15 protein-coding genes are annotated in these 15372 nt (G+C 49.1%); 4 read left to right on the top strand and 11 right to left on the bottom strand.

Features of this window, described 5'->3' with window-relative positions; all coding sequences use genetic code 11:
* Positions 1-17: 17 nt before the first annotated feature.
* Positions 18-1196: a GGDEF domain-containing protein gene (locus tag ACWXW9_RS05185; protein WP_494928576.1), complete on the top strand. Its 1179-nt coding sequence runs from the start codon at positions 18-20 to the stop codon at positions 1194-1196.
* A 150-nt stretch (positions 1197-1346) separates the two neighbouring features.
* Here the strand turns inward: ACWXW9_RS05185 and ACWXW9_RS05180 are convergent, their stop codons facing one another.
* Positions 1347-2126: a pseudouridine synthase gene (locus ACWXW9_RS05180; RefSeq protein ID WP_494928575.1), complete on the bottom strand. Its 780-nt coding sequence runs from the start codon at positions 2124-2126 to the stop codon at positions 1347-1349.
* Entirely contained in the window at positions 2123-3787 is a 1665-nt protein-coding gene (locus tag ACWXW9_RS05175; RefSeq protein ID WP_494928574.1) for an RsmB/NOP family class I SAM-dependent RNA methyltransferase, read from the bottom strand. The genes ACWXW9_RS05180 and ACWXW9_RS05175 overlap by 4 nt, the downstream gene beginning before the upstream one ends.
* A gap of 163 nt (positions 3788-3950) precedes the next feature.
* Here ACWXW9_RS05175 and ACWXW9_RS05170 point away from each other — a divergent pair, with 163 nt between their 5' ends.
* Positions 3951-4478, top strand: coding sequence for a thioredoxin family protein (locus ACWXW9_RS05170; protein ID WP_192511274.1), 528 nt, complete (start codon positions 3951-3953; stop codon positions 4476-4478).
* Positions 4479-4578: 100 nt separating this feature from the next.
* Here ACWXW9_RS05170 and ACWXW9_RS05165 read toward each other — a convergent pair whose 3' ends face one another.
* From ACWXW9_RS05165 to ACWXW9_RS05155, 3 genes are read right to left on the bottom strand one after another with little or no spacing between them, the layout of a single operon-like run.
* On the bottom strand, positions 4579-5154 hold the full coding sequence (locus tag ACWXW9_RS05165; RefSeq protein WP_494928573.1) for a DUF309 domain-containing protein: 576 nt from the start codon (positions 5152-5154) through the stop codon (positions 4579-4581).
* Entirely contained in the window at positions 5155-5967 is an 813-nt protein-coding gene (yjbM, locus tag ACWXW9_RS05160) for a GTP diphosphokinase (RefSeq protein WP_494928572.1), read from the bottom strand.
* Positions 5968-6000: 33 nt separating this feature from the next.
* A complete protein-coding gene (locus ACWXW9_RS05155) occupies positions 6001-7095 on the bottom strand; it encodes a quinone-dependent dihydroorotate dehydrogenase (protein WP_149094886.1) in 1095 nt (364 codons plus the stop codon).
* Positions 7096-7314: 219 nt separating this feature from the next.
* Between ACWXW9_RS05155 and ACWXW9_RS05150 the strand changes: the two genes are divergently transcribed.
* Positions 7315-7461, top strand: a complete 147-nt coding sequence (locus tag ACWXW9_RS05150; RefSeq protein ID WP_014280871.1) for a hypothetical protein — start codon at positions 7315-7317, stop codon at positions 7459-7461.
* A gap of 26 nt (positions 7462-7487) precedes the next feature.
* On the opposite strand, the gene ACWXW9_RS05145 is transcribed toward ACWXW9_RS05150, so the two are convergent.
* From ACWXW9_RS05145 to ACWXW9_RS05135, 3 genes are all read right to left on the bottom strand, one after another.
* Positions 7488-8918, bottom strand: a complete 1431-nt coding sequence (locus ACWXW9_RS05145) for a L,D-transpeptidase (RefSeq protein WP_494928571.1) — start codon at positions 8916-8918, stop codon at positions 7488-7490.
* Between the two features lie 163 nt (positions 8919-9081).
* Complete coding sequence (locus tag ACWXW9_RS05140; protein WP_014280869.1) at positions 9082-9324, bottom strand: ferredoxin; 243 nt, start codon at positions 9322-9324, stop codon at positions 9082-9084.
* A gap of 163 nt (positions 9325-9487) precedes the next feature.
* On the bottom strand, positions 9488-10768 hold the full coding sequence (locus ACWXW9_RS05135; protein WP_494928570.1) for a DNA polymerase IV: 1281 nt from the start codon (positions 10766-10768) through the stop codon (positions 9488-9490).
* Positions 10769-11015: 247 nt separating this feature from the next.
* Here ACWXW9_RS05135 and cimA point away from each other — a divergent pair, with 247 nt between their 5' ends.
* Positions 11016-12632, top strand: a complete 1617-nt coding sequence (cimA, locus tag ACWXW9_RS05130; protein ID WP_134910308.1) for a citramalate synthase — start codon at positions 11016-11018, stop codon at positions 12630-12632.
* Positions 12633-12690: 58 nt separating this feature from the next.
* Here the strand turns inward: cimA and ACWXW9_RS05125 are convergent, their stop codons facing one another.
* From ACWXW9_RS05125 to ACWXW9_RS05115, 3 genes are all read right to left on the bottom strand, one after another.
* Positions 12691-13413 (bottom strand): TlpA family protein disulfide reductase, encoded by a 723-nt coding sequence (locus tag ACWXW9_RS05125; protein WP_494928569.1) that lies wholly within the window; start codon positions 13411-13413, stop codon positions 12691-12693.
* Positions 13414-13521: 108 nt separating this feature from the next.
* On the bottom strand, positions 13522-14259 hold the full coding sequence (locus ACWXW9_RS05120) for an exonuclease domain-containing protein (RefSeq protein ID WP_025686468.1): 738 nt from the start codon (positions 14257-14259) through the stop codon (positions 13522-13524).
* The gene (locus tag ACWXW9_RS05115) at positions 14256-15338 is read right to left on the bottom strand and encodes a DUF294 nucleotidyltransferase-like domain-containing protein (RefSeq protein WP_494928568.1); all 1083 of its coding nucleotides are present in this window, start codon (positions 15336-15338) and stop codon (positions 14256-14258) included. The genes ACWXW9_RS05120 and ACWXW9_RS05115 overlap by 4 nt, the downstream gene beginning before the upstream one ends.
* Between the last annotated feature and the right edge of the window lie 34 nt (positions 15339-15372).

Below are 15372 nucleotides of genomic sequence, written 5' to 3'. Positions count from 1 at the left end.
AGATGGAGTCGGTGACGTTGACGTTGTTGTCCTTATCGGGAACCTTCGGTTTCCCATCTCTGGCCGGGGCTGTAAGTGCCGCCTGCGGTTTGTATATTATACTCATGATGGCGCTGATGTGCGTGATCATATATAGCAGACAGCGAAAAAAAGCCTATATCCTTTTTTCGGTTGCCGCTATTTTTATTATGACATATGAAGCCATGAATCTCTATTCGGCAGGTGGCAGCAAAATGCCGCTGCAAGGAATCGTGTGGCAAAATACGCTGGAGGCTGCTGCCTTTGTGCTTACCAATGCCGCCGTATTTCAGCTCTACCGGAAGCTAAAACGTGCGGGAGCATGGTCTTTGCTGTTGCTGGGAGCGCTACTGATATTGCCGGTTGGCGCATGGGCTGCCGGATTGCTGCCCAGTTGGATCAGCGCAGCAAATCTCGTCGGGTTCACCCTGCTTTATCGACTCATTGTGCTTACTTTGAGCCTTGTGTTCATCATCCCACGAATCGGTCAGCCCAAAAAGTTTGCACTGGGTTTACTGTTCTATTTGCTTTGGCTTGGCTGTCTGTGGTTGCGAGGCGACATTCCGGCTGAAAAAGGTGCAACAAGCACAGTCCTATGGATGTCATTTTTGCCATTGCTGTATTACACTACGTTGTTTCTAATCCTGTTCGAACGGATTGTGGAGCTGCTTCAACGGATTTACCGTTCCTCCATTACTGATGGTTTGACTGGCCTGTATAACCGTAAATACTTTTCGGGGCGATTGCGGCGATATATGGAGCAGGGAATCCGCGTATCGGTCATTTTTTGCGATATTGATAATTTCAAAAAGCTGAATGATACGCAGGGCCATGCCCGCGCGGATGATGTACTTAAACAGGTTGCACAGATTATGGAAGAAGAACTGGATGAAATCGGACTAACCGGAAGATATGGCGGCGAGGAGTTGGTCGCGATGGTGGTTGATCGGCGGGCCAAGGTCGAACAGGTCGCGGAACGAATCCGTGAGCGGGTCGCCGATGAAAGCATCGTGACCATCAGCGTCGGGCACAGCACGTTAAAGAAGGAAATGAACCCGGATGAACTGGTCAAACAGGCCGATCAGGCTATGTATATATCCAAAACAACGGGCAAAAACAAGGTCACAGCTTATAAGGCAGCAGAAGTGAAAAAAAGTCGGGCGGCACGCGCACAATAAACATGCAGTCTGCCATCTGTTAGCTGTAAATTATAGTCTGTATAGCAAAATGACCCACAGGGAACTCCCATAAGAGCCTGTGCGTCATTGATATATTTATAGGTAAAAGCTTAATGTTTTTAGCGTACTTGCTGCGATTCACTATATCCGTTAAGCCTCTGACGTTGCAGATGCCAAATCCCGGCCGATCCATGCCAGCTCCTCGTTCGTCAGCTCACGATAGCTGCCCAGAGGAAGCTGATCATCCAGCGTTAACGGCCCCATCGCCGTTCTTTTCAGATACGTAACCTTTTTGCCGACCGCCTCAAACATGCGCTTCACCTGATGAAACTTCCCTTCATGGATCACAAGTGAAATGTATGAAATGACTTCTTCATCTTCTTGCGCTTTTTCATGACGAAGAATGGTCAATTGGGCCGGAAGAGTGACATAGCCGTCATCCAACTCCACCCCTGCTGCAAATTGATGAACATCCTCTTCCGTCACATAACCCGACACCGTAGCCTCATACGTTTTGGGAACATGTCGCCGTGGAGATAAGAGTTCATGCGCCAGCTTGCCATCGTTCGTTAACAATAGCAGCCCTTCCGTGTCCTTATCCAGCCGTCCTACCGGGAAAGGCTCAAAATGCCGTTCCTCCGCACTCAGTAAATCCAGCACCGTCTGCTCTCTTGTATCCTCGGTAGCGGATATAACGCCCGGTGGCTTATGCAACATGATATAAACGTACTCCCGAAAAACAACTCGTTCCCCATTCACTTCAATCTGATCGTCGTACGGATGAACCTGCAAGCCGCTATCCTTGGTAGTCCGACCGTTCACGGTGACCATCCCTTGCTTTACCTGTCTCTTGATATCACTGCGCGAACCGTATCCCATATGGGTTAGAACCTTGTCCAAACGCTGCGTCTGTCTTCCTTTCCCACTCATACCGATGTCCACCTCCAGCCTGTAGGGTATTCATTTTTGAGCATACCGTCCTGCCATTTGCCCCATCCGGCAGAATATCCGTCAATGCATACGAGAGCGTAGCCTTTGGGCTGTGCTTCGTTCCGCAGCGTCATTCGCTGGGCCGGGATGGATAACGTTTCACCTTTCAAATAACGGATGGCCTCTGTGTCTGAACTGGAGAGGTTTATGCTCCTGACCGCCTCAGAAGGGCACAAAGCCACTGCCAGCGGGTGTGAAGGTACAAACCGACCATTCTTGTCTGTTCCCATAAACCAGCCCGGACGGACCACCTTAAGCCCGTCCAGACGATAAGATTCCAGCGGCGACTGATAAATCCGATCTCCGTAAACTACCATATGGCCTGCAAATGACCCCTCAAGCTGCTCCTGTACAAAATAGAGATAGGACTCCAGTACATCATGTTGTCCCCGCCCAGCCCATTTTGCCGCATCTTTACCAGAACGAGACTTGTTGTTCTCGAAACCGCGTACATTCGCTCCTTTACCCGATTTCCCGTCCATCCCTTTTCGATTCCGTTTGTGCTCTCCAACTGCAAACCTGCCCTGTCCACCTGGCGTCGGCGCTTCCTTGACAGACAGCCGCTGCTTCTTACGGGCACGATCCGAACCTATGTTTAAAGCCTTTTCGTCCCTGTCAGCGGATTTAAAGGAATCGACCATTCCCCGCTGATTATCCGCTGTAGCTGTACGATTGCCTTGATGCTGCAACACAGCGATAAAATGACCCTCACCCTCTATAAGATGAGGCCAAAGGCGTGCTGTTCCACGCAGTTCCGGATGGCCTACCGCAACCGCTTCACTCACCCATTCTGGATGACCTGAAGCAAAACCCGTTCCTGAAGGAACAGGAACAACATCAAAATCAGGATGTGCCTCCAGAAACTCCGCGATCATCCCTTCATTTTCTTCCGGAGCAAAGGTACAGGTCGAATAAACGATTCTTCCCCCGTCACTTAACATAGATGCTGCCACTCGCAAAATATCCCGCTGCATAACTACACATTTGTCCACCGAATGGTTTTCCCATTGCTTCGCCATATCCTCATCCTTGCGAAACATCCCTTCTCCAGAGCAAGGAGCGTCAATTAATATTTTATCAAAAAAATGAGGGAAAGCATCTGCGATTCGATCCGGGCTTTCGTTCAGCACTACGGCATTTCGCACACCATATAATTCCACATTTTTGGCCAATGCCTTGGTTCGATCTGCGCTAATATCATTCGTTACGAGCAGACCGCTTCCTTGCAGCTTGGCCGCAATTTGGGTCGATTTCCCGCCCGGTGCAGCGCACAAGTCCAATACAGCCTCACCCTGAGCAACATTTAGCAATTCTACCGGAGACATTGCACTTGGTTCCTGCACATAATACAGTCCTGCATAATAATAAGGATGTAACCCCGGCTTTGTGCCGTACGGAACATAAAAACCTGTATCACACCACGGAATTGGCCGCAGTTCAAACGGCGAAATCGCCTTAAACGCCTCCACCGAAATTTTTAACGTATTGACGCGTATCCCGGCATGAGGCGTATGGTCATAAGCAGCCATAAAAGCCTCAAACTCGTCGCCGAGCAATTGCTCCATGCGCTTCACAAATGCTGTAGGGAGCTGTACACCCATAATTGTAATCATCCTGTCCTGTTAAAATAAAAATTATTGTACCATAATCAACCTGTTAAGCTGCAATATCCGTGTGATTTACAAACTTTCACTACAAGCTGTAATGTTGTATAATAATGAGATTCATAGCTACATATTTTGAATTTTGATAGGAGAGATTGCATTGAACGCTCAAAAATCCAACAAAAAAAAGCTTATACCTGTCATTGGCTTTTTTGTTGTGCTCGTCATTTTGCTTGGGGTGCTGCTCGCTTTGAATTCAGGCACTAAAAACAAGCTGTATGGCGTTTCCACAGCCTCGTTAAAGCCTGCCACCCAAGAGCTGTTGAATGATCCAAACTATCAGCAGATTATTAAACCGGAGGATCTGCAAAGCAAAATTGACAAAAAGGAAAACTTTTTCGTCTATCATTTTGCATCTGACTGTGTTCATTGCCGCGCCACCACTCCCAAACTAATGCCTTTGAGCAAGCAGGAGAACATCACCATGCACGAATTTAACCTGCGCGAGTATGAGGACGGCTGGGACAAGTACAAAATTGAGTACACCCCTACGCTCATCTATTATGAAAAAGGTGTGGAAAAAGAGCGCATGGTAGGTGGTTTGAAGGAAAATCCTTCCGACAACGGCTACACACTCGATGATTTCAAAGCCTTTTTTGAAAAATATAAAAAGAATGTAACTTCCTAAACAACCTCCTAAACGACGTCCACACGGCTTAGGCTACTGAACGATAAAGCAGCCCGATCCCCTTGAAACGGATCGGGCTGCTTGCTTTAAGGGGCACGCTTCAAACTACATCGTGCCCCTTCGTACCGGGCGAGGCAGAGCAGGAGCCGTCAGCCGCCTGTCTGCGCCTCATAGAAGCCTCAAGCGCCTGCTGACGCTGCTCATGCTTTTCCCCACGCCGCGGACCTCTCTGCTGCGGGATGTTGACTGTTATGGACGGCGATGCCTCCTCCATAGCCTGGCGCAGCACGGGATCGACGATTTCAATCGTCAAATCCCGAAAACCCGGCGGCTGGTGCTGGAGATCTTCCGAGCCAGCTACAACAGCCTCGGCAAGCTGGCGGGCGCTAGCACGCGCCTCGTTCACCAGCTTCTCCATGTTAATGCCCAGCGCCTGCGGAGACGCATACTCCAGCTTGTGTACCGCGCTGTCCAGCATCATATGTCCACCGCGAAAATTTCCGTTACGGAAGTGATACAGCCCTACAGCAATTTGCAGCAAACCTTTATATACAGGGTCACGGTCCAGCTTTAGCCACAGCTCTTCCAGTACCTCGTGACATTCAAAATAATCCCGATCCCGATTGAAGTATACCAAATAAGCCACGTACAACGGTTCATAGGAAACGTTCACCATTTAATACTCATCCCTGTCGTCTTCCTTGGTAGAAGCTGCCAGCAATTCCTTGACTTCATCATGGAGCTGCTTGATCCCTTCCATGTCGTGCCGCTCCCACAGCTCATTGAACCTGCGCTGCGCATCAATCGTTTCACTGATCTTATGGTAGAAATACAGTCGGTGCATACCTGTCAGCACTTTGGATACAATATTCGCTTCATCCTCGAACTTCTTCTGTGCTTCCAATATTTCAAGACGCATCGAAGACATCTCGTTGTCCAGTACGAAGGCCGCCTCGGCAGCCTTTTTTAACCGTGTACGCATATTATCTGGCAAGCTCTCACGATACTTATAGCTGAGGGAATGCTCAATGGTCGCCCAAAAATTCATCGCCAAGGTACGAATCTGAATTTCTGCCAGCACAATTTTTAATCCAAGCGCTGTTTGCACCGGATATTCCACAATCATATGAAAGCTGCGGTATCCGCTATCTTTATAATTGGTTATATAGTCCTTTTCATACAGTACGGTCAAATCCTTGCGTCTTCGAATGTACTCGGCTACCCGCCGGATATCCTCAACAAATTGGCACATAATGCGGATTCCTGCAATATCCTCGATTCCCGTCTCCAGCTGATCAGAAGGAACCTGTAATCTCTTCGCTTTATCGAGGATGCTTGATATTTTTTTCACCCGTCCGGTTACGAATTCGATAGGAGCGTATTCCTCGCGCTTTTTCAGCTCCGCACGCATTGTTTTGAACTTGACCTTAAGCTCCTCCACCGCCTGATCATATGGCAGCAAAAATGTTCCCCAGTCTCTTCCGTCCATCCCCGTACCTCCTGTCTCTTCCGACAACACTTTTTATCTGTGATCTGCACCAACAGCCTCGCTAATGTGTCTAAAGCCGTCCTTTCGCAGCAGCTCACGCAGACCAGCATGTAATGTCCGGTTCACTTCCGGCCCCTCATAGATCAATGATGTATAAATTTCAATCAGGCTCGCGCCTGCTTTAATTTTGTCGTAAGCATCACGACTGCTGAAAATGCCGCCCGATCCGATAATCGGCAGCTTGCCATCGGTTTGGCGATACACTCGTCCGATGACCTCTGTAGAACGGTCACGTAGCGGCTTACCACTAAGCCCGCCCGTCTCACCCGCATTCCGGTGCGTCAGGCCAGCCCTCGAAATTGTCGTATTCGTCGCGATGATGCCGTCCACTCCACTGGCCGCAATCGCGTCTGTCATATATTCCAGTTCCTCATCCGATACGTCCGGCGCAATTTTGACCAGCACTGACTTGGCTCCGCCATGCTTCGTTGCCTGTACTCCCATTTCTGCACGCACTGCTTCCAGCAGCGATTTTAGCTCACTGCCATGCTGAAGCTTTCGTAGATCCGGCGTATTCGGTGAACTAATATTTACTACAAAAAAGTCCGCATACGGATACAGCGCGGAAATGCACTTCTCATAATCCTTATGGGCGTCCTCATTAGGCGTGTTTTTATTTTTACCAATATTCACCGCGACCGGAACAGGCCGATGTTTCAGCGCAGCCAGACGTTTAGCCATGCTTTCCGCACCCAGATTGTTAAAGCCCATCCGATTCACTAACGCCTCGTCGGGAGGCAACCGGAACAAACGAGGACGGTCATTGCCGGGCTGACCCACAGGTGTCACCGTGCCTACTTCCATAAAACCAAAACCAATGGAAGAAAAACCGACAACCGCTTCCGCATTTTTATCCAGTCCCGCAGCCAGTCCAATCGGATTGGGAAAATGGATACCGAACAGATCGACGGCCAAATCCGGCGTCTCCTTGACCCCGTACATTCCCCGCAGCGCTGTCGCTCCGCCAGGAAGTGAGCCCGCATGCTTTAACCCGTCAATGACTACATGGTGAGCCGTCTCTGGACTCATTTTGAAAAAAACAGGTTTCACAATCCTTCGATACAACACGATTCATCCACTCCGTTCTATGCCCTTGCACAATCCTAAAAAAACATCTCTACAAAATAGTTTAGCTTTTTCCATACCAAAAAGAAAGTAATTTGCGAGGTGCAGCATCAGGAACAATTCAGTTGTCATGGAGATGTCATTGAAAATGTATAATCAAACCATTTACAATGGACATAGTAAGACAGGGCTATAGCCCGTCAGAAAAGAGGGATTGCTGATATGAAGACCAAGCGCAAGCCGCCAAGTCTGCAAAAGAAAAAGGACGAGGTGAACAAGAAAGCGATTGTATGGACCGCCGTCAGTTTTGTTCTCCTCATCATTGTGATTGTTCTCGTCGTTGTTTTGGCACAAGCGGGAAATCGTTAAACTACACGTAGCAATAGCGTTAAAGATTAATTTAGCCAGTGATAGGTTTTGCGGGGATTGGTCTGGTCCTGCTGCGGCTCAGTCGTAAATCGGGAGCCAGGCACAAGCACTTGATCAGGCAGTCCCCCGGTACCAATGACCACCTCCGTACCTGAAGGTACGAGAGCAAATAACTCCTCCACATCCTGTTTGCCCATGCGTACGCAGCCCAATGACTCATTTTTGCCAATGCTGTCCGGCTCGTTCGTGCCGTGGATGGCATAATTCGTTGCAGACAGCTGCATACCGCGGCTGCCAAACTCACCGTTGGACTTGCCATTCGGATTTACGACTTTATCCGTAATAACAAACTTCCCTTCCGGAGTCCGCTCTCCGCCCAAACCGATAGCATAATTGCGGATAAGCACGTTGCCGCTCACCAATCCGAGCCTGTGCTTCGACTTGTCTACCACAATCCGAAGCGGCTGCCCTAGAAAAGGCCGTCCATGCAGCGAAGACGCCAATAAAGGACTGCTTGCAGCCGACGAACCAGCCTGTTGAACCGCTGTTCCTTCTGCCCTCTGTGCCTGTGAAGCAAGTAAACTACGCATAGGTGCAAAAGCCTTATTCATTCCGTCTGTCGTACCGTACATCATATTATCCGGAAAGCTTCGGGTCAGCTCATCGAGACTTTGAGGAAGACGTTGATGCTGCGTACGAAAAGCACGTATGGAGCTATTCAGCACAGCCAGTTCTTCCTGTCCCGCAGCCCATTGCAGACCTGCTTTTCGAAGCTTCTCACTGTCTGACGGCTTACAAGCACACGCTGCTGCGTCGTAAGACTGGACGACTAAGCCTCCATTACCTTTGTTTTGCAAGCTAAGCAGCGGCTGCATACGATCTCTCCAGAGCAGCCAAGAACCACTTTGCTCCATACCCAGCACTGTAGTCTCGGCCGGAAGACGACCAGCCTTTGCCAACATATCTGCAAGTGCCGTTCCTGCTGAACTGCCTGTGCGTGCTTGGGCCGTAAACACACCACCAGCACCAGGCCCACCGATCTGAGCCACTTTATTCGGGTCAGAAGTCTGCTCTCCTGCCACTTTGACATTGTCGGCTGCCACACGCTCTGTTCCAGGCGGAACGGATGCACTTTCCCTCGAATGACCCGGCGAATTGGCTGAAGGTACCCATATTAGAAGAAGTACCATCAACGTAGTTAGCAAATAACGCGTTCGAGCCGTTCTCCGCGCCTTCTCCTTGGACATCTGCACCACTTTATCCTGATACTCCATCCATACGTCTGCCGGAATCTGTTTATGCTCGAAGGCTTCGAACACTTCACCCGCGCGATTGAAACAATAATTTGCTTTACCCTCCTGACCACTGCTCTCATACTCTTTGCCGAGCAAATACCAGGCCATTTTATTATCTGGGTGCATTTTTACATACGATTTAAGATGAGGCGAATGATTCATCGGATCCTCCTGATCGTGTAGTCTTACCCTATTCTTTACTATGTATATCGGTCAAAACAGGCCATATGGACAGCACATAAAAAAAACAGCACCGACAGCACCTTTTCACCGTTGTACGGCAAAGAGTGCTGTTGGTGCTGTGCCTATCCAAGATAGCGTAGACTTAACCTTCTTTATTGAAAGGCTCGTCTGCAACTTTAATAGAATCTGTAGGGCAACCATCGCAAGCATCCTGCATATCATCAAACAGGTCGTCTGAAATTGCCTTGATGCCTTGGTTACCATCCCCATCAAAGATCACTTCAGCCAGGCCCTCATCGTCATAATCATAAATGTCTGGCGCTGTAGCACCACAAGCTCCGCACGCGATGCATGTATCTTTTTCTACCCAAGTGTATTTAGCCATAACTCTTCTCTGCCTCCTATACAATCAAACAAACCAGCTTTTGCATTCTATTCACATATTAATACAAACAAAAAATTATTACAAATTATTTTCATTGATCCTTTATGCAAAAAATACTTATATCGTACGCCTTCGTTGCTTCACATAAACTCACCCAAAAAGTTTACTCAGGCGTCTGGAGATTGTCTTTTTGCAGCGAAGTCCCTCGCAGTTTGGAGTTCCGAAGTAGTACCGAAGGGTCATCTCCCAGCATCCCGGCGGTCAGAACTGCATTTTCGCCAAACTTGTCTCGTAATGCATCCATCGTCTTCAGCAAGCTTTCCTTTTTGGGCTGGTCCTTGTATTCAAATAGATCCAACTGAACAGCAGCTTCTTCCTTTGGGATTAGCTGCTGAAGCGTAATTCCAAGCAAACGAACAGGCTTGCCCTCTCCCCAATGTCGCCTATACAGCGCACAAGCTTCCTTATATATGTCCTCTGCGCTTTCCGTAGGAATACTCCTTACCTGAGAACGCGTAAAGGTCTTCATCTCCGGCGTCCGAATGGTCAGTTGAATACCTCCTGCCAGCATGCCATGCCGTCGAAGCCGGCGGGCTACCTGATCGCTAATATTGAGAAGCACCCGTTGGGCTTCCTCCAGCTCCACCACATCCATGGGCAAGGTAGTAGTGTGTCCGATCGACTTGTTCGGCTCCCGCTCGGTTTTGACCGGAGAATGATTAATCCCGTTAGCAGCCAGCTTTAACCACGAGCCAGTCACGCCAAATACGCCAATCAGCACATGCTCGTCCGCCTTGGCCAATTGGCCAATGGTGCGAATGTTCATTTGCCGAAGCTTGTCGGCCGTTTTCCGTCCCACACCAAACAATTGACCACAGGGGAGATTCCACAAAACCTTTGGCACATCACGCAAGCGCAAAACAGAAATTCCGCGCGGTTTTTTCAGGTCAGAGGCCATTTTGGCAAGCAGCTTGTTGGGCGCCACTCCGATGGAGCAAGGCAGTCCCAGTTCGTCCGCTACTCTGCGCTGGATTTCCTCCGCGATCTCCATTGGCGTTCCAAACTGCTTGGAGCCTGTAATATCCAGATAACATTCATCAATTGAAGTTGCCTCCAACATAGGTGTATACGAATAAGCAATGCTCATAAAAGCTTTGGAATAACGACGGTACAAGTGAAAATCAGGCTGAATCACGATGAGCTGCGGACAAATCCGCCGGGCCTGCTGGACGACCATCCCTGTTGAGATGCCCAATCGCCGGGCTTCATAGGAGCAGGTTACGATTACACCTCTGCGCAGCTCACTGCTGCCCGCGACTGCGGTAGGCAACCCCTTGTATTTCTCCGGTTCCTCCGCTGCATGAACAGAACAATAAAATGCGTTCATATCGACATGCAGAATAACCCGTCCACCAACCGGATAATAAGCACTGACATCTCTCATGCTCAACCCTTCTTTTAACTATAAATTATAAAATAACGCTATGCCCTATTTTACATGAAAATAAAGGTTTTGCGGTCAAAAATGATATTTATATATTACATTTGAAGTCATAAGTTGATATAATCAAAAATCATACGAATCAAGGCAGGTTGATACTTTTCTATTTTCACGCGTTAAATCATTAAATAAGCTGCTTAAAAAAGCAAAGTACTACCAAATCTATGCAATCCGCGAAGGAGGAGTCCTCATGTCCACCGCTATCTCTATCTTCGATACAACACTGCGCGACGGAACTCAAGGAGAAGGAATTAGCTTGTCTGCTGACGACAAATTGAAAATCGCCAAAAAACTCGATGATCTCGGTGTTCATTATATTGAAGGCGGGATTCCCGGGAGCAACAGCAAGGATATCGAATTTTTCAAACGGGTGCAAGAACTGGGACTAAAGGCCAAGATTGTTGCCTTTGGCAGCACACGCCGTAAAGATAGCATAGCGGCACAGGATGCCAACCTGCAACGGATTCTGGAATCCGGCGCCCAAGCGGCTACTCTCGTCGGCAAATCATGGGATTTTCATGTACACACAGCCTTACAGACGACACTCGAAGAAAATCTGTCCATGATTTACGACTCCATCGCCTTTTTAAAGCAAGGGGGCATGGAGGTTATTTTTGATGCCGAGCATTTTTTTGACGGATATAAAAATAATCCCGAATATGCACTCGCCGTCATGAAAAAAGCGGAAGAAGCAGGCGCAGACTGGCTCGTCATGTGCGATACCAATGGCGGCACCATGCCGCATGAGATACAGGAAATTGTCACCACACTGCATAGCCAGCTCACAAGGTCAAAACTGGGCATTCACACACACAATGACTGTGAATTGGCCGTAGCCAATACACTGAGTGCAGTGCAAGCAGGCGCGAGACAAATCCAAGGTACGATTAACGGATACGGCGAACGTTGTGGTAATGCTAATTTATGCTCCGTCATTCCAAATTTGCAGCTCAAGCTCGGCTACGAGTGTTTGGACTCCGACAAGCTAAAGCAGCTTCACAACACGGCCCGCTTTGTCAGCGAAGTTGCCAACGTGAATTTGCCAGTGAACCAGCCTTATGTCGGCAATGCTGCCTTTGCCCACAAAGGCGGTATCCACGTGTCAGCTATTCTGCGCGACTCGCGAACCTATGAGCACATCGCTCCCGAACTGGTTGGCAACAAGCAACGGGTACTGGTCTCTGAACTTGCCGGGCAAAGCAATGTTGTGTCCAAGGCGCAGGAGTTGGGCATAACCCTTGATCCGTCCAGCAATGAGGCACGTGGGGTCATTAGCCGCATCAAGGAGCTGGAACATCAGGGCTACCAGTTTGAAGGAGCCGATGCTTCGCTGGAGCTGCTCATTCGTGAAGCAGGCGGCGAAGTGAAGGAAATGTTCACATTTGAGTCCTTCAAGGTGCTGGTGGAGAAAACAGCGGGTCGTCCAGTTGTATCCGAAGCGTTCTTGAAGCTGAATGTTGCAGGCACAAGCGTTTATACTGCCGCTGAAGGCAACGGTCCGGTCAACGCGCTCGATAACGCACTGCGTAAAGCTCTTTCTCAATATTTCCCGGCACTGCGCGATATGCATCTGGCCGACTATAAAGTACGTGTACTCGATGAAAAGGATGCCACCGCTGCCAAGGTGCGCGTGCTCATTGAGTCCAAAAATTACGAGGACGTATGGAGTAACGTGGGCGTATCCGAAAATGTAATTGAAGCCAGCTGGGAAGCACTGGTGGACAGCTTCCGTTATGCGTTGCTGGAAGCTCCGTCTCCGAAAAATCAGCAGAACGAACTATCGCCCCAAGGACTGGTAAATCACTGATTGGACGATTACTCTTTGATGAATGCTTTTTATATTAATAAGCGGTGTCTTTTGCGGTCTATTCGGCCCCTAAAGACACCGTCTTTTTTTGCAGTAATTCTATTTTTCGTTCCAGCTCACGTTCGTTAAGCATGCCGATTATGATTTCACGTACCTGTCCATGACGGTCAACCATGACATTCGTCGGAAATGCAGCACCCCCAAACCTTTCAAACAGCGCTCCTTGCTCATCCAGCAAAACCGGAAATTGAAGGTTTAGCGAGCGGGAAAACTTTTGCACATCCTCCAACCGATCATAGCGTGTTACATTAATCCCATACACGTCCACATCATGCTTGTACTTGCTATATAGCTCATTCAGTACAGGTGCCTCCAAACGGCACGGATCGCACCACGAGGCCCAGAAGCTGATCACCAGCGCTTTATTATGCTTGGCTCCTATATTGTAGGATTTGCCGTCCAAACCTTTTAAAATTATGGAAGGAAGCGGTTGACCAGGCTGTATCTTTTGCATCACTTCTATAGCATCTAACCCTGTTTCTATCCCCTTGCCAGTTTCAAGTCTTCCCTCACCCTCAGATTCCTCCTGAATTTGCACATTTTTAGCCGGTGCGCTTGCCGCATAAGTCATGTCTGTTGCTCCTCCCGATGAAGCTACTCCTACAACCAGCATAACCATCAGGAATTTAATAAAAACAACTTTTTTCACAGTCCAATCACCCGGCCTTTCATCTGGATTACTCTCACCTTCTCCTCCATATGGTGCCCATCCTGCTCCCACCTCTAACCCTTCCAATCTGTACAGGTGCACAAAAAAACAGCAAACCCACGAATGATCGCAGACTTGCTGTAATGTTGTCCTATATTGAAGCTTGTGCCTTGTACTGAATCAGGCATGGCTTAAATGAGCATACACATCTGCCAAATTGGTCACATTACGCTTCAGCATTTCCTGAACGTACGCCACCCACAGCTTTGCCGTCATTTTCGCATCCTCTAACGCATGATGCCGCCCCTGAATGGGTATGCCCTGATAGGTCAGCAGCTCATCCAAACTGTACGTTTGGTGCTGCTGCGGTTCCAGCCATTTGGCAAGCATCATCGTATCCAAAACACGGTGGGTTAGTTGCACTTTAGAGGTTTTCCACAACGCTGCATTCAAAAATGCCTTGTCATGAGCGCTGGCATGCGCTACAAGCACCCGTCCCCCTACAAAGGACATAAAGTCATGCAGCCCATCCATAAGCGGCAGAGCCTCATCTGTCATTTCCCGGGTAATCCCGGTAAGCTCCGTAATGTGCTCAGGAATGGCCGTACGTGGATTGACAAGCGTGTAAAATTGCTCTTTTTCCATAATCGTATCCCCGACCACCCGAATCGCACCGAACGATAAAATCTCATCTCCATGCTGCGCTGAAAATCCCGTAGTTTCCAAGTCAAAAACAACCGTTTCCAAACGCTCCAGCGGGGTTCGCAATACCTCAGAGCGCCGTTGCTCCCGAGTTAAGGAACGGATAAAGGCCATCTGCTGAGCCGTAGGAGCTCCCATCACAGAAGCGATGGCCGAGGGTACCCCTCCTCTGCGAAGAGCGCTCCAAAAGCCGCCTCCCTGCGCTGGTTCCTTCATGACCTTCTCCCTTCCGTAAACCGCAACTGTCTTTGCAGCGCGCGATGTAGCCGCCGCACCGTCGAAAGCGCCTCGCGCAGTTCATGCCAGCCCTTACCTTGCTTCAACGGTTTGACAGCAAGGTAACCCTTGCTAACCAAGAGTCCGTTCTTTTCCTGCACCGGAGTAGCCATCCGAAGCTGTAGCGCGATCCGAAAGGCCCGCTCACAAGCATCCAGCAAAGGTGACGGTGCTGCTTCCAGCAGCGCGAGCCGCCTGAGCCTTTTCAACGTAGAGGTCTCCTCCACCCCGTGCTGCAAAGCCCAAAACCGTACTGCATTTACCAACGGGATGTACAAACCGTATTTTACATCAAAATCACCCGCGTGCTCCCCGAAGCGCTCGGTAACGATCTGACCCAAAATATTAAGTGTCGCTTTATGCCTTACCGTGTTTCTAAGTACCGCGGACGGCAAATCGGGATGCTTACGCAGCAACGCATAAAAGCTCCGCTTCCATTCTGCTGACAATTGCTCGTCTCCAGCGATATGCCTCATATCAGAAGAGATAATCAGATAACGAATCGGCTCCCAGGCAAAATCATCGGACCATTTTGCCAGCTGCTCCTGCCACTCAGACAACGTTTGGCGCCATAGCGGCTCTGAGCACATCACTTTCCCTTCACATTTCGGATATCCCAAATATTCCAGCATTGCAGATATCCTCTGGCCGAACTCCATAAAATATGATTCTTTCCCGACAGATGCAGTGTCACTAATAATCATACCGTTATCTTGGTCACTCCATAGCGTCGACTCCGAGCGTCCCATGCTGCCGAAGGCTATAAATGCGTAAGGGACGGGAGGAAGGCCGAAGCCATCCTCAACCATCCCTTTTTCGCACATTTGCACAGCTCTGGCTGCAATGCGGTCATGCATATCATTCGCCGTTTGTAACCAGTCTGATAACGGAGCGGAGGCTTGGGAAGCCAGCAGGCATTTTTGAGAATCGACCCTGGCCCGCCTTAGCGATTCAGGTGTATCTGCATGATCAATCGCTTCGGCTGAACTCACCCAAGGTGCCGTATTTTGCAGTTCCATACTTCCATCTCCTCCGCTCATCCATACTGGCTCT

This window comes from Paenibacillus sp. LT-B23, assembly GCF_059417685.1.
The sequence above is the reverse complement of the archived record's forward strand: the minus strand, read 5'-3'. Positions and strand labels throughout refer to the sequence as shown.